The sequence below is a fragment of the Staphylococcus nepalensis genome (genome assembly GCF_002442935.1).
Taxonomy (GTDB): Bacteria; Bacillota; Bacilli; order Staphylococcales; family Staphylococcaceae; genus Staphylococcus; species Staphylococcus nepalensis.
This window is the reverse complement of sequence record NZ_CP017466.1, coordinates 1,017,803-1,032,253: the sequence shown is the minus strand read 5'-3', so window position 1 is coordinate 1,032,253 and position 14,451 is coordinate 1,017,803. Positions and strand designations below refer to the sequence as shown.

General features: G+C 35.5%; 17 protein-coding genes. All 17 read right to left on the bottom strand.

From position 1 onward, the window contains the following. Positions 1-15 precede the first annotated feature (15 nt). The 17 genes from atpD to BJG89_RS04615 all read right to left on the bottom strand — a co-directional run bounded on the left by atpD (position 16) and on the right by BJG89_RS04615 (position 14,332). Positions 16-1,428 carry a F0F1 ATP synthase subunit beta gene (atpD, locus tag BJG89_RS04695; RefSeq protein ID WP_096808788.1) on the bottom strand — a complete coding sequence of 471 codons (1,413 nt, stop codon included), beginning with the start codon at positions 1,426-1,428 and terminating at the stop codon, positions 16-18. Positions 1,429-1,449: 21 nt separating this feature from the next. Beyond that, entirely contained in the window at positions 1,450-2,316 is an 867-nt protein-coding gene (atpG, locus tag BJG89_RS04690; protein ID WP_096808787.1) for an ATP synthase F1 subunit gamma, read from the bottom strand. 30 nt (positions 2,317-2,346) lie between these two features. Next, positions 2,347-3,861: a F0F1 ATP synthase subunit alpha gene (gene atpA / locus BJG89_RS04685; protein ID WP_096808786.1), complete on the bottom strand. Its 1,515-nt coding sequence runs from the start codon at positions 3,859-3,861 to the stop codon at positions 2,347-2,349. Between the two features lie 20 nt (positions 3,862-3,881). Further along, positions 3,882-4,421 carry a F0F1 ATP synthase subunit delta gene (locus BJG89_RS04680; protein ID WP_096808785.1) on the bottom strand — a complete coding sequence of 180 codons (540 nt, stop codon included), beginning with the start codon at positions 4,419-4,421 and terminating at the stop codon, positions 3,882-3,884. Further along, positions 4,421-4,948: a F0F1 ATP synthase subunit B gene (locus BJG89_RS04675; RefSeq protein WP_096811202.1), complete on the bottom strand. Its 528-nt coding sequence runs from the start codon at positions 4,946-4,948 to the stop codon at positions 4,421-4,423. The genes BJG89_RS04680 and BJG89_RS04675 overlap by 1 nt, the downstream gene beginning before the upstream one ends. Before the next feature lie 97 nt (positions 4,949-5,045). After that, the gene (gene atpE, locus BJG89_RS04670; protein WP_002482721.1) at positions 5,046-5,252 is read right to left on the bottom strand and encodes a F0F1 ATP synthase subunit C; all 207 of its coding nucleotides are present in this window, start codon (positions 5,250-5,252) and stop codon (positions 5,046-5,048) included. A 40-nt stretch (positions 5,253-5,292) separates the two neighbouring features. After that, a complete protein-coding gene (gene atpB / locus BJG89_RS04665; RefSeq protein ID WP_096808784.1) occupies positions 5,293-6,015 on the bottom strand; it encodes a F0F1 ATP synthase subunit A in 723 nt (240 codons plus the stop codon). Between the two features lie 27 nt (positions 6,016-6,042). Further along, entirely contained in the window at positions 6,043-6,393 is a 351-nt protein-coding gene (locus BJG89_RS04660; RefSeq protein WP_096808783.1) for an ATP synthase subunit I, read from the bottom strand. A 154-nt stretch (positions 6,394-6,547) separates the two neighbouring features. After that, on the bottom strand, positions 6,548-7,678 hold the full coding sequence (gene wecB / locus BJG89_RS04655; RefSeq protein ID WP_096808782.1) for a non-hydrolyzing UDP-N-acetylglucosamine 2-epimerase: 1,131 nt from the start codon (positions 7,676-7,678) through the stop codon (positions 6,548-6,550). Between the two features lie 22 nt (positions 7,679-7,700). Then, positions 7,701-8,330 (bottom strand): uracil phosphoribosyltransferase, encoded by a 630-nt coding sequence (gene upp, locus BJG89_RS04650; protein WP_096808781.1) that lies wholly within the window; start codon positions 8,328-8,330, stop codon positions 7,701-7,703. A gap of 16 nt (positions 8,331-8,346) precedes the next feature. Then, complete coding sequence (gene glyA / locus BJG89_RS04645) at positions 8,347-9,585, bottom strand: serine hydroxymethyltransferase (protein ID WP_096808780.1); 1,239 nt, start codon at positions 9,583-9,585, stop codon at positions 8,347-8,349. 22 nt (positions 9,586-9,607) lie between these two features. Beyond that, the gene (locus BJG89_RS04640; RefSeq protein WP_096808779.1) at positions 9,608-10,132 is read right to left on the bottom strand and encodes a TIGR01440 family protein; all 525 of its coding nucleotides are present in this window, start codon (positions 10,130-10,132) and stop codon (positions 9,608-9,610) included. 142 nt (positions 10,133-10,274) lie between these two features. Next, on the bottom strand, positions 10,275-10,697 hold the full coding sequence (locus BJG89_RS04635) for a low molecular weight protein arginine phosphatase (RefSeq protein ID WP_096808778.1): 423 nt from the start codon (positions 10,695-10,697) through the stop codon (positions 10,275-10,277). Then, complete coding sequence (locus tag BJG89_RS04630) at positions 10,694-11,737, bottom strand: L-threonylcarbamoyladenylate synthase (protein ID WP_096808777.1); 1,044 nt, start codon at positions 11,735-11,737, stop codon at positions 10,694-10,696. Before BJG89_RS04630 ends, BJG89_RS04635 begins: the two co-directional genes overlap by 4 nt. A 96-nt stretch (positions 11,738-11,833) precedes the next feature. Then, positions 11,834-12,670 carry a peptide chain release factor N(5)-glutamine methyltransferase gene (gene prmC, locus BJG89_RS04625; RefSeq protein WP_096808776.1) on the bottom strand — a complete coding sequence of 279 codons (837 nt, stop codon included), beginning with the start codon at positions 12,668-12,670 and terminating at the stop codon, positions 11,834-11,836. Further along, positions 12,657-13,733, bottom strand: a complete 1,077-nt coding sequence (gene prfA / locus BJG89_RS04620) for a peptide chain release factor 1 (protein ID WP_096808775.1) — start codon at positions 13,731-13,733, stop codon at positions 12,657-12,659. The genes prmC and prfA overlap by 14 nt, the downstream gene beginning before the upstream one ends. Further along, positions 13,733-14,332, bottom strand: a complete 600-nt coding sequence (locus BJG89_RS04615) for a thymidine kinase (RefSeq protein WP_096808774.1) — start codon at positions 14,330-14,332, stop codon at positions 13,733-13,735. Before BJG89_RS04615 ends, prfA begins: the two co-directional genes overlap by 1 nt. Positions 14,333-14,451 lie beyond the last annotated feature (119 nt).

The following is a 14,451-nucleotide window of genomic DNA, read 5'->3' as shown; positions in this document are numbered from 1 at the left end:
CCATACCTCCTAATTTTAAACTTCAACACCCATATCTTTAGCTTTTTCAATTACTTCTTCCATACTGCCAACAAGACGGAATGCATCTTCTGGGATATGGTCATAATCACCATTTAAAATGGCTTTGAAGCCTTCTACTGTTTTTTGTACAGGTACATATGATCCTTTTTGGCCAGTAAATTGTTCAGCCACGTGGAAGTTTTGTGATAAGAAGAACTGAATACGACGCGCACGTTCTACAGTTTGTTTATCTTCTTCAGACAATTCATCCATACCTAAAATAGCAATGATATCTTGTAATTCTCTATATTTTTGCAACGTAGATTGAACATCACGTGCAATTTCATAATGTTCTTGACCAACGATTGATGGGTCAAGTGCTCTTGAAGTAGATGCTAACGGGTCTACTGCAGGATAAATACCCATTTCTGTTAACTTACGTTCTAAGTTTGTAGTTGAATCCAAATGTGCGAAAACTGCAGCTGGTGCTGGGTCAGTATAGTCATCGGCAGGTACGAATACTGCTTGAATAGAGGTTACAGAACCTTTAGTTGTTGATGTAATACGTTCTTGTAACTGACCCATTTCAGTAGCTAATGTAGGTTGATATCCTACTGCTGAAGGCATACGACCTAAAAGCGCAGAAACTTCTGAACCAGCTTGTGTAAATCTGAAAATGTTATCGATAAACAATAGAACATCTTGTCCTTGTTCATCACGGAAATATTCAGCCATAGTTAAACCAGAAAGCGCTACACGCATACGTGCACCAGGCGGTTCATTCATTTGACCAAACACCATAGCTGTCTTTTTAATAACACCACTATCACTCATTTCATAGTATAGGTCATTACCTTCACGTGTACGTTCACCTACACCAGCAAATACTGAAATACCACCGTGTTCTTGAGCGATATTATTAATTAACTCCTGGATTAATACCGTTTTACCAACACCGGCACCACCAAATAACCCGACTTTACCACCTTTAATATAAGGCGCTAATAAGTCAATAACCTTAATACCAGTTTCTAATATTTCAACTTTTGTAGATAATTGATCAAATGCAGGTGCTTCTCTATGAATTGGATCGCGACGAACTGAGTCTTCGATATTTTCTTCTAAATCAATTGTGTCACCCAACACATTAAATACTCTACCTAAAGTTTCATCTCCAACTGGAACACTAATACTTCGTCCGTTATCTCTAACTTCTGTACCACGTTTAACACCATCAGTTGAATCCATTGCGATTGTGCGTACAACGTCATCACCAAGTTGTAATGCAACTTCTAGCGTTAATTGAACAGTACCTTCGTCTCTTTCTACGTCAAGAACTAAGGCATTATTAATTTCTGGAACTTCATTGTGCTCAAAGCGAACATCAATTACTGGACCCATAACTTGTGTTACACGGCCTAATCCCATGCTATTTTCCTCCTTTAATCGTTATTCAAGTGCAACTGCGCCACCAACAATTTCTGTGATTTGTTGCGTGATTGCTGCTTGTCTAGCTCTGTTATATTCGATAGATAAATCATCAATAATATCCGTCGCATTATCAGATGCATTTTTCATAGCCGTCATACGTGTTGCATGTTCACTTGCTTTTGCATCTAAAATCGTTCCATATATTAAACTTTCCACATATTGAGGTAAAATCACGCTTAATATAGCTTCTTTGTCTGGTTCAAATTCATACGAAGACATTTGACCATGCCCTAAACTTGAATCTTCTGGAGACAATGGAAGTACAGTTTTCATCGAAGGTGTGTTTTCTAATACACTTACGAAATGGCTGTAATAAATTTTTACCTCATCCACAGCTTCATCGCTATATAAGTCTATAGCTTTTTTAGCGATCGCTTGAATTTCTTTAAATGAAGGTTGGTCAGGCACTTCCGTTAAGGAATCATGAATGTCGTAGCCTTTATTTTTTAGAAAATCAACACCTGATTGACCCAAAACTAAGATTGAGTATTCTTCACTGCTGTTATGTTTATTTTCAATATCTTTTAATAGGTGTTTTAATACATTTGCATTATAAGCACCTGCAAGCCCTTGGTCACTTGTAATTACTATATAACCACTTTTATTCACTTCACGTTGTCGTAACATTGGATGATGTGAATTTTTATCTGCGCCAGCAACTGCTGTAATTGCATCTTGCATTTTCACCATATATGGTCTAAATTGATTTGTATTCTGCTCAGCACGACGCAATTTTGAACTGGAAACCATGTTCATTGCTTTTGTAATCTGTTTCATCTTTTTCGTTGATTTTATTCGTGTATCAATTTCTTTAAGAGATGCCATTATCTCACCACCTTTTATCTACATTAACTATTATGCTTCTTCAGTTTTACTAAAACTCTTCTTAAATTCATTAATAGCTGATTCAAATGATTCATCATTTGGTAAAGCGCCGGATGTTTTGATTTCATTTAATAAATCAGAAGCATTTGTTTTAGCCCATTGATTTAACTCATCTTCAAAACGTGTAATATCAACTACTGGAATATCGTCTAAATGACCTTTGGTTAAAGCATAAATAATTAAAACTTGATTTTCTACAGGTAGTGGTTTGTTTTTGTCTTGTTTTAGAATTTCAACCGTTCTTTTACCGCGGTCTAATTTTTTAGCAGTAAATTCATCTAAATCAGAACCGAATTGTGCAAATGATTCTAATTCACGATATGACGCTAAATCTAAACGTAAAGTACCTGCGACTTTTTTCATTGCTTTAATCTGCGCAGAGCCACCAACACGAGATACGGATTGACCTGCATTAATCGCTGGTCTAACACCAGAGAAGAACAAGTCAGATTGCAAGAATATTTGTCCATCTGTAATAGAAATTACGTTGGTAGGTACATACGCTGCGATATCTCCTGCTTGTGTTTCAATAATAGGTAACGCTGTGATTGAACCGCCACCTAAATCATCATTTAATTTAGCTGCTCTTTCTAATAATCTACTATGTAAGTAGAACACATCACCAGGGTAAGCTTCACGGCCTGGAGGTCTACGTAATAATAATGATAATTCACGATAAGCTGCAGCTTGTTTTGTTAAATCGTCATAAACAATTAAAACATCCTTACCTGCAAACATGAACTCTTCACCCATGGCTACGCCAGAGTAAGGTGCGATGTAGAGCATAGGTGCTGGATCTGCTGCTGATGCTGAAACAATAATTGTATAATCAAGTGCGCCTTCTTGACGAAGTTTTTCAACATTTGCGCGTACTGTTGAGTCTTTTTGTCCGATTGCAACATATATACAAATTGTGTCTTGATCTTTTTGATTTAAAATCGTATCGATCGCAACGGTTGTTTTACCTGTTTGACGGTCTCCGATAATCAATTCACGCTGGCCACGGCCAATAGGTACAAGCGCATCAATTGCTTTAATACCAGTTTGCAATGGTTCATCAACTGATTTACGATCCATGACGCCAGTAGCTTTTTTCTCTACAGGGCGTGTTTTCGTAGTATTGAGCGGCCCTTGTCCATCAATAGCTTGCCCTAATGGATTAACGACACGACCAAGTAATTCGTCTCCAACTGGGACTTCCATAATACGCCCAGTACGTTTGACTTCGTCTCCTTCTTTGATATCCGTGTATGGTCCTAAAATTACTACACCAACATTGGATTCTTCAAGGTTTTGTGCTAAACCTAGAACGCCGTTATTAAATTCAATAAGCTCACCAGCCATAACATCATTTAATCCGTGGATTAAAGCTATGCCATCACCTATTTGTAGAACTGTACCTACATCAGTAACAGCCATTTCTGACTCATAATTTTCTATTTGTGAGCGAAGTAAAGCACTGATTTCTTCAGCTTTAATGGCCATCTATGTCACTCCTCCGATTTTTATTTCACTCTAATAAATTGCTTTTCAAGTTTTGCAAGATCATTTTTAATACTTGCATCCATCACTTTTGTACCAACCTTAACACGGATACCTCCGATAAGATCTGGGTTTACTTCATTTGATATCTTTAATTTTGAAAGTTTTGTACGTGACTTTATAATTGAATCAATACTTGTTAATTCATCCTCGGATAATTCATAAACTGATTCAATAACAGCAAAATCTTGATTATAATGCTGATTAAACAATGTTTCGAAAGCTATAAATATTTCGTGTATATATGCAAGATGGCGATTACTCGCAAGAACCATTAACATATTTTGCAAATATTGATTAGCTTGCCCAAAAATGATAGCTACAAAACGATTGCGCTGTGTCACATCTTGTTGAGGGTCAGTATCTAATTCTTTTAAGTTTTCTAATTCAGGTTGTACTGCTTGGTCAATTGTTGAAAATTCTTCATACATTAGATCGAGCATTTCTTTTTCCTTAGCAGTATCAAATAACGCTTTGGCATATTTTTTTGCTACGTTAGCCATTATTTATCGCCCGCCTCTTTAATGTACTTTTCAACTAATTCTTTTTGATCTTTTTCTGAGATTTCTTTTTGAAGTACTTTTGAAGCAATCAGTACTGAAAGCTCAGAAACTTGATTATTAATATCTGCAAGTGCACGTTCTTTTTCACTATTAATTTCATTTTGAGCAGTTTCAATCATACCATTTGCTCTGATGTTAGCTTCATGAATGATTTCTTCATGTTGTTTACGCGCTTGAACCTTAGATTCTTCTAATATTTTATGAACCTCTTCTTGGGTTTCTTTTAAAGTTTGTTTATTTTGTGCTTCTAATTTCTGTGCATTTAATTTAGCTTGCTCAGCGTCGTCGATATCTTTATTAATATCGCGTTCACGTTGGTCCATTACATCCTTAAGTGGGCCCCACGCAAATTTTTTCAATAAGGTTAATAAAACGATAAACGTTATAAGTGTAACGAAGATGGTCCCCCATCCAACGCCACCGCCACTGGCTGCACCAAGCACGAACATATTTGTCGTAGCAGTCACTTCCATAGACACTCCTTTCATACGATATGGTTATAAGACATTTTGATAAAAACGAACGGCGAAAGCCGATAAGACCTCGCCATAAATACTAGTTTAATTATAGTGACATGAAAGCGATAACTACACCGATGATAGGTAACGCCTCAACTAAACCGATACCGATGAACATAATACCCATTAATTGACCACGTGCTTCTGGTTGGCGAGCGACACCTTCTACTGTTCTAGAAACGATAAGACCATTACCAATACCTGCCCCAAGTGCTGATAACCCGATTGCGATTGCTGCTGCGATTAAATTCATTTAAAAATCCTCCTAATTATTTCTTTTTTAATTTTTTAACTTAATGACTTTTTTGTACTTTGTGTGACATATACACCATTGAAAGCATTACAAAAATATATGCCTGAATCGTACCAATGAAAATTGAGAACCCTTGCCATATCACTAGGCCAGGTAAACCGATTGCCCAACCCCATGCTGGGAAACTGAACACTAAACTTGCTAATAAACCAAGTAATAATTCTCCCGCAAAAATATTTCCATACAAACGTAGACCCAATGTTAAGGTTGAAGTAAACTCTTCAAAAATATTAATCGGTAATAGGAAAATTGGCTTAGTATAGTTTTGGAAATAACCTTTAGTACCAACCATCTTAACGCCATAATAATGTGTTAAGAGTATAATCAACGTTGACAATGTCAATGTAACGGTTGGGTCTGCTGTTGGTGATTTCCACCAAAGCGTATCACCTGCAACCAATTGAAAAGGTAATCCAACCATATTACTAACGAATATGAAAAAGATTAAAGTAACTGCTAGGAAATGGAACTGACCGCCTTTGGACCATGCCATGTTACTTTCAATAATTCCTCTTACGAAATCAAAAACCCACTCTATAAAATTTTGTTTGCCTGTTGGACGTTTCTTGAGGTTCCGTGTACAAATAATAGCTATGACAAAAACAATAAGCGCCGTAATCAACATCATCATGATTGATGACAGATTAAACACGATGTCTAAACCGAATACATTCCAACTGACTAGAGGGTCTTTATGATCCATGTCTTCTCACCTCTTTCATTATAAAATTTATTTCTTGTGTAAAAATGGTTTGAAAACAATTAAAACATAAGAAATCATTAAACCAACAACTACTCCAATCACGTTTATATAATCTTTATAAAAATACCATAATGTACAAGCTAAAATCACAATCAAATATCTCCATATGTTGCCCGTTGAAATATGTATGTTGTCTTCTTCTTTTGCTCTCGCCAAATAATATTCAAAAGTAAAAGTAATGCATAGTGATCCACTTGTACCTATTAAAAGACCTAATATAAACTCAGAGTATGTGAAAATAAACACAATAACTAGCACAATGATACTGTATAAATAGTATTGAATGTACTGGTTAAAAATGATGTTGAAACGTTTCATTTCAGTGCCTCGTTTCACCTTATCTTTCGTATATGAAAACCATTCCAATCATACAATTTTAATAATAATATAGGGTAGTTAACGTGTCAATTCTATTCAAATTGTAATTCAATTTTTTACACAAATGTCACAAAAATGACACATTAAACTATTATTATTTGAAAGATGAAGGTTTTTTATCAATTAGTCCAAAAAAATACTTAATATTTTGACAAATTCTGTTGGCTGCGTTGCCATCGCCATACGGATTTCGTGCTGTGCTCATTGTCTTATACAAATTTTTGTTGTCTAATAAAGCTTTTGTTGCTTCGAATATGTTGTTTTCGTTTGTACCTACAATTTTAAGTGTCCCCGCTTCGACACCTTCAGGCCTTTCTGTTACATCCCTTAATACAAGCACTGGTTTACCTAATGAAGGTGCTTCTTCTTGAACACCACCAGAATCCGTTAAAATTAGATAAGATTGGTGGGCAAAATTATGGAAGTCTACCACCTCTAACGGTTCTACCAGTTCGATACGAGCATGATTAGATAAATAATAATCTGCAATGGCTCGTACTTTAGGATTTTTATGTACTGGGTAAACAACAACAACATCATCATAAGTATCGACAATAGCTCGTACTGCCTTAAAAATATGAGACATAGGCGCTCCAATATTTTCTCGCCTATGCGCTGTCAATAAGATAATACGTTTATCTTTATGCTTATCAATTATTTCTGAATGATAATCTTTGTGAATTGTTGTTTTCATAGCATCAATAGCTGTGTTCCCTGTTACTACAATAGCATCCTTTGGCTTATTTTCAGAAATTAAATTTTTTGCAGCATTATTAGTAGGAGCAAAGTTCAAATCAGCCATTACTCCTACCATTTGTCTATTCATTTCTTCAGGAAATGGAGCATATTTATCCCAAGTACGTAAGCCTGCTTCAACATGGCCTATTGGTACTTGATTATATAATGCTGCTAAACTTCCAGCGAATGTGCTCATCGTATCACCATGAACAAGTATCATATCTGGTTGTTCTTCTTTAATGACTCCCTCTAATCGAATGAGTATACGGGAAGTGATTTCTGATAATGATTGACCTTGCTTCATAATGTTTAGATCATAATTAGGGGTTATATTAAAGCTAGTCAAAACAGAATCTAACATTTCTCTATGTTGTGCCGTTACAACCACGATTGGCTCTAATTCGACATCATTCTCTAATTCTAAAACAAGAGGCGCCATTTTTATCGCTTCAGGACGCGTCCCAAAGACAGTCATAATTTTTTTCATATTACTCCACTCCTGGGCCAAACTATTTTGTACCGAATAAACGGTCGCCAGCATCACCTAAACCAGGTGTAATATAAGCATGGTCATCTAATTTTTCGTCTAATGCCGCAATATAAATATCTACATCTTCATGTGCTTCTTGTAATTTTTCTACACCCTCTGGTGCTGCAATAAGACACATAAATCGAATATGTCTAGCGCCACGTTTTTTAAGGGAATTAATCGCTTCGATGGCAGATGCGCCTGTAGCTAGCATTGGATCAACCACAACAATCTCTCTTTCTTCAATATCTTGTGGCAATTTCACAAAGTATTCAACCGCTTCTAAAGTCTCTGGGTCTCTATATAAACCAACATGGCCTATTCTAGCCGCTGGCACTAAATTCAAGATGCCTTGAGTCATACCTAACCCTGCTCTAAGAATTGGAATAAATGCCAATTTTTTTCCAGTTAGTCTTTGAGCAATCATTTTAGTTACTGGTGTTTCAATTTCTACATCCTGTAATTCTAAATTTCTAGTCACTTCATAAGCCATTAGCATACCGACTTCATCTACAAGCTCTCTAAACTCCTTTGTACCTGTATGTACATCTCGGATGTAACTTAATTTATGTTGAATAAGTGGGTGATCAAAAACATGTACGTTGCTCATAATTACTTCCTCCAATTTAATTGTATAAAGGATGTTTAGTAGTTAATGCTTTAACTCTTTCTTGTCCTTCTTTTAATGTTGTTTCATTTTCAGGATCTTTTAATACTAAACTAATGATTTTCGCTACTTCTTCAAATGCTTGTTCGTCAAAACCTCGCGTAGTCGCCGCTGGAGTACCAAGGCGTAAACCACTAGTTACAAAAGGTTTTTCCTGATCAAATGGAATTGTATTTTTATTACAAGTTATGCCAATTGCATCAAGTGTTTCTTCTGCTACTTTACCTGTTATATTTACAGATCCTTTTACATCTACACATACTAGATGATTATCGGTACCACCTGATACGACTCTAAATCCTTCTTGGCTTAAAGTGTCAGCTAATACTTTAGCGTTTTTTACAACTTGTTGTTGGTAAGTTTTGAAATCGTCTTGCAAAGCCTCACCAAATGCTACTGCTTTTGCAGCAATAACATGCTCTAAAGGTCCACCTTGAATACCAGGGAAAATGGTTTTATCAATTTGCTTTTTGTATTCTTCTTTACATAAAATCATTCCACCACGAGGGCCGCGCAATGTTTTATGCGTTGTTGTAGTTACAAAATCAGCGTATGCTACAGGGCTTGGATGTAAACCAACAGCTACTAATCCAGCGATATGTGCCATATCTACCATCAATTTAGCTCCGACTTCATCAGCTATTTCTCTAAAACGTTTGAAATCAATCGTTTTTGAGTATGCAGATGCGCCAGCAACAATCAATTTAGGTTGATGTTCTTTAGCCACTTTTAAAACTTCATCGTAGTCTATTTGTTCGCTATCTTTATCGACACCATATTCAACAAAGTTGTAAAATTGTCCACTAAAATTTACTGGTGCGCCATGCGTTAAGTGGCCACCATGACTTAAATTCATACCTAATACAGTATCACCATGTTCTAATGCTACGAGATAAACAGCCATATTTGCTTGAGAACCAGAGTGTGGTTGGACATTGACATGTTCAGCACCAAATAATTGTTTAGCTCGTTCGATAGCTAATGTTTCAGACACATCAACAAATTCACAACCACCATAATATCTTCTGTTAGGATAGCCTTCAGCATACTTATTTGTTAATACTGAGCCTTGAGCTTCCATCACTGCTTCTGATACAAAATTTTCAGAAGCGATTAACTCTATATTATTATTTTGACGGTTAAACTCATTTTGAATTACTTCATATATTTCTTTATCTTGCTTTTCAATAAATGACATTAGTAAACCCCTCGTTTCTGTATTAGTTATATTTTGCTCTTTCGCCACCAATTTTTTTAGGTCTTGAAGAAGCGATTGTAACAATTGCTTCACCAATTTGTTTAATACTTGTACGCTCCGGAATTGCGACATGTTGGATATGCATACCGATGAGTGTTTGGCCAATATCTATCCCTTTAGAAACAGTGATTGCTTCTACTACCATCGGATTATCCATATGCTGATATGCATAAGTTGCTAAACTGCCTCCAGCGTGAACATCAGGTACAACGGTTACTTCTTCCATCGTTAAAGGGTTGAACTTCGCTCGTTCTATAGTTATCGCTCTATTTATATGTTCGCAGCCTTGAAATACAAAGGAAACCCCTGTTTCAGATTCGATTTCTTTTAATGCGTCATATATGTCTTTCGCTACTTCCATAGATCCAACACTACCGATGCGTTCACCAATCACTTCAGATGTAGAACATCCTATAATACAAAGCTCATTTGCTTTAAAGAAAGATTTAGATTTTAATTCACTTAATAATGCTTTTAAATCCTCCATATTAACACCCCTTTTCTTTTGATTAAAAAAGTAAGCCAATATACAAAAGTTCAATACATACAAATTTAATTGATAGCAAATTTGCTACACGTTATTATTATAACGTATTTAGTAAGTTACTCATACTAATTTCACATATTTATTACTTTAATATTTTAATTTTTATTTTATCAATCAATGGGTTTAATTCATTGAAAATTTTAAGATATTCTAATTTGTTGCCTCCAAATGGATCAGACACATCACCGCTATTTGATGCATATTCATTGATTGTGAACACGTGTGCTTCACTGCCATACATACGTTTGATTGTGTCTCGGTGTGATGCAGACATAGTTAAAATTAAGTCTGCGTTTATATCATCTTCAGTAAAGGCTTTTGCATTTTCTGGAAAAGGTAATTGATTTTCTTCTAATATAGATAAAGTATGCTGTGATACAGGGGCGCCGTCTAATGCAAATAAACCACGTGACACAATATCTAAGTTAGGCATCTTAGCTCTTGCAATACTTTCAGCCATCGGACTTCTACAAGTATTTCCTGTACAAACAAAAACGATTTTCATAGTTCTTCCCCTTTAACAACTGTATAGTTTGCAGCTTTTAACATTCTATTCATTATAGCGGTCGTATCATCATTATTTTCAAAACCAAATATATAAGCATGATTAATATGGTTGTTTTGATCTATATCATGCAAAACCTGGTATAAGTGACGATTTGCTCCTTTTATATCTTTCTCATTTTCACATAAAGGCATAAATATTGCTTCTTTCGGTACCAAGTCACGCTTGTTTTTCGGAAATATAAATGCCGTATCTTGCCAATTTTTCTCTGAAGAAGGTCGTTTATAAATAGATTGCACAATTGTAATTGGCGTATCTGGTGCATAATGTTTATACTTCATACCTGGTGCGATGGGTTTTTCATGGTTTAAATCCTCTACTGATGAAATGCTATCTGGTAAAACACTTTCAATCATTGTCTTTGTGATTGATCCAGGTCTTGCAATTTTAAATGGATATTGTGTACAGTCCAACACCGTGCTTTCAAGGCCCTCTTCACTTTGATCACCATCAATAATACCATCAATACGTTGATTCAAATCATTATACACATGTTCAAATTGAGTAGGAGACGGTCTCCCACTTAAATTAGCGCTAGGCGCAGCGATTGGTAAATCTACAAATTTCAGTACTTTTCTGCCTACTGGATGACTCGGCATTCTAACAGCTATCGATGATAAACCACCACTGACACTTTCACATAAATATCCCTTTTTCAACGGTAAAATAAATGAAATTGGGCCTGGCCAAAAGCGTTGCATTAATGTCTTCACTTCTTGGGTGATATGCTGTGTGAAACATTCTAATTGTTTTATATCGTGAATATGTACGATCAGAGGATTATCTGAAGGTCTACCTTTAGCAGAATATATTTTTTTTATAGCTGCTTCATTTCTAGCATCGCCGCCTAAACCATAGACCGTTTCAGTCGGAATAGCGACAAGCCCACCATTTTCAAAAATATTTTTTATCTCATTATATATATAGGTGTTATCTTCTTGTGTAATATCCTGCTGTAAGTTCCATATTTTTGTATTCATTTATACACACCCTTTCATCTTAATGCTAATTTTAAAACAAAATAAGAAGTTATGCACCTTCATGACATATCATGTTCAGCACATAACTTCTTAAAGTTACCATTTGAAAGAAATCATTCTATCATTATTATTAATGTCTTTGATTATTTGAACATCTACTGTTGGGTATTTTTCTTCGATTTTTCTTTTTAAAGTAGGGCCCTGTTTATAACCAATTTCAAAAACTACAGCAGCGCCTGGTAACAATACCTCTGGTAATTGGCGTAAAATCGTATCATATACTTGATAACCATTGTCTTTAGCAAATAGCGCAGTATACGGTTCGTAATTTAGAACTGTATCATCCATTAGATCCGCTTCACTATTGTCTATATAAGGCGGGTTTGAGATTAAACCATTGACTTTAATATTTCGCTCAATTAATGGTGCTAAAGCATCACCCTGTAAAAATGCAATATCTACTCCATGAGCATCAGCATTTTCCTTAGCTACAGAGAGTGTAGCTTCATATAAATCTGTAGCTAAGACTTCCAGATTACTATTTAATTTCTTAAGTACAATAGGAATATTGCCACTGCCTGTACCAATGTCTACAACTTTGTCACCAGAATGCACTGACTTATAGAAATGTAGCAATACTTCTTCTGTTTCTGGACGTGGGATTAAGCAATGTTCGCTTACTTTGAATATTTCACCATAAAAAGATTGCGTTCCAACGATATATTGTATAGGTTCACCATCTAGCATTCTGCTTTCTGCATTATCAAATAATATTTGATGAGCTTTAGTCATTTCATCATTAGAATGCATTAAGTAATCTGACTTCTGCCACTGAAACAAGTCAAGCATTAACCACTCAGGTCGTGTTGGTTCGATGCCTTTTTCAACACATTTAGCTTGAGCTTTTTTTAATCTATCTCTATAGTTCACCATCATTCAGTTCTTTCAATTTATCTGTTTGTTCTGCTAAAGTTAATGCATCAATAATTTCATCTAATTTACCTTCCATTACTTGTTCTAACTTCTGTAATGTTAACCCAATACGATGATCAGTTACACGACTTTGCGGATAATTATATGTTCTAATTCTTTCTGAACGGTCTCCAGAACCTACTGCTGACTTACGTTGCGCTGCGTATTTTTGTTGTTCTTCTTGCAATTTCATATCAAATAAACGTGCTTTCAACACTTTCATCGCTTTTTCACGGTTTTGGATTTGTGATTTTTCTGATGAAGTAGCAATTACTCCGGTTGGAAGATGGGTGATACGTACAGCTGAATCAGTCGTATTAACGTGCTGTCCACCCGCACCGCTTGAACGGTACGTATCTATTTTAATATCTTCATTGCGAATTTCTATTTCAACATCTTCTACTTCTGGTAATACTGCTACCGTCGCTGTAGATGTATGGATACGGCCACCTGATTCTGTCGCTGGCACACGTTGGACACGATGGGCGCCATTTTCATATTTTAATTTACTATAGGCCCCTGTACCTGAAACAGAGAAACTAATTTCTTTATAGCCGCCGTGATCACTTTCAGCAGCCTCAACTATATCAGTTTTGAAACTATATGCTTCAGCGTATCTAGAATACATTCTAAACAAATCACCAGCAAATATAGCAGCTTCATCTCCACCTGCTGCGGCACGAATTTCAACAATTACGTCTTTTTCGTCGTTAGGGTCTTTGGGAATTAACAAGAATTTCAATTCTTCTTCAAGTTTCGGTATTTTTTGAGTAAGCACTTGTTTTTCACTTTTAAGCATTTCAACTTCTTCTTCGTCTTTTGTTTCTCTTAACATTTCATCGATTTCATTTTCATCTTCTTTAGTTTGTTTGTATTCACGGTAAACTTCAACAGTTTTTTGTAAATCAGCTTGTTCTTTTGAATACTTTCGTAAGTTGTCAGGGTTATTCACGACTTCAGGGTCGCTTAACAATTCATTTAATTGTTCATATCTTTCTTCTACAATATCTAATTGATCAAACACTACATTTCCTCCTTCTCATTATCACTTGGAGCAACAATATGGTGTGCTCTGCATCTTGGCTCATAACTTTCATTTGCACCAACTAATATCACTGGGTCATCTATTTTTGCTGGATTACCGTCAATTAACCGTTGTGTACGGCTGGAAGATGAGCCACAAACAGCACAAACAGCTTGTAGTTTTGTCACTTCTTCACTTACTGCTAATAAATACGGTATAGGTTCAAATGGTTCACCTCTAAAATCCATATCCAAACCTGCAGTAATAACTCTATGTCCTTTTGCAGCTAATGCTTCAACAATATGAACTATATTATTTTCGAAAAACTGAACTTCATCTATTGCTATAATATCAAAATTTGATAAATCGTGTTTGTAAATTTCAGCTGCAGTTGAAATATTAATAGCTTCAATTGCATTACCATTATGAGACACAATCTTATCTTTATGATAGCGGTCATCTATTGCTGGCTTAAATACAACTACTTTTTGCTTAGCATACAACCCACGTCTCAAACGACGGATTAATTCTTCAGATTTACCACTAAACATGCTTCCAGTAATACATTCAATCCAACCGGAGTGATAAGTTTCATTCATTATGCGTTCCACCTTTTTTCAAAACATAATCGATTTATTATATCATATTTTTTCTTTCAAAATATCAATTTCCCACAAGATATTTGTAATTTTGTATGTAATCTTATTTCTAAACGCTT

Bases quoted from the DNA above. Each gene is read 5' to 3' on its own strand.
- BJG89_RS04680 (WP_096808785.1), bottom strand. From the start codon at position 4,421: ATGGCTAACGTAGCAAAAAAATATGCCAAAGCGTTATTTGATACTGCT.
- glyA (WP_096808780.1), bottom strand. From the start codon at position 9,585: ATGTCATTTATTGAAAAGCAAGATAAAGAAATATATGAAGTAATTCAA.
- BJG89_RS04660 (WP_096808783.1), bottom strand. From the start codon at position 6,393: ATGAAACGTTTCAACATCATTTTTAACCAGTACATTCAATACTATTTA.
- prmC (WP_096808776.1), bottom strand. From the start codon at position 12,670: ATGGTGAACTATAGAGATAGATTAAAAAAAGCTCAAGCTAAATGTGTT.
- BJG89_RS04640 (WP_096808779.1), bottom strand. From the start codon at position 10,132: ATGGAGGATTTAAAAGCATTATTAAGTGAATTAAAATCTAAATCTTTC.
- atpG (WP_096808787.1), bottom strand. From the start codon at position 2,316: ATGGCATCTCTTAAAGAAATTGATACACGAATAAAATCAACGAAAAAG.
- atpB (WP_096808784.1), bottom strand. From the start codon at position 6,015: ATGGATCATAAAGACCCTCTAGTCAGTTGGAATGTATTCGGTTTAGAC.
- atpA (WP_096808786.1), bottom strand. From the start codon at position 3,861: ATGGCCATTAAAGCTGAAGAAATCAGTGCTTTACTTCGCTCACAAATA.
- atpD (WP_096808788.1), bottom strand. From the start codon at position 1,428: ATGGGATTAGGCCGTGTAACACAAGTTATGGGTCCAGTAATTGATGTT.
- BJG89_RS04630 (WP_096808777.1), bottom strand. From the start codon at position 11,737: ATGAATACAAAAATATGGAACTTACAGCAGGATATTACACAAGAAGAT.
- wecB (WP_096808782.1), bottom strand. From the start codon at position 7,678: ATGAAAAAAATTATGACTGTCTTTGGGACGCGTCCTGAAGCGATAAAA.
- BJG89_RS04615 (WP_096808774.1), bottom strand. From the start codon at position 14,332: ATGAATGAAACTTATCACTCCGGTTGGATTGAATGTATTACTGGAAGC.
- upp (WP_096808781.1), bottom strand. From the start codon at position 8,330: ATGAGCAACGTACATGTTTTTGATCACCCACTTATTCAACATAAATTA.
- BJG89_RS04635 (WP_096808778.1), bottom strand. From the start codon at position 10,697: ATGAAAATCGTTTTTGTTTGTACAGGAAATACTTGTAGAAGTCCGATG.
- atpE (WP_002482721.1), bottom strand. From the start codon at position 5,252: ATGAATTTAATCGCAGCAGCAATCGCAATCGGGTTATCAGCACTTGGG.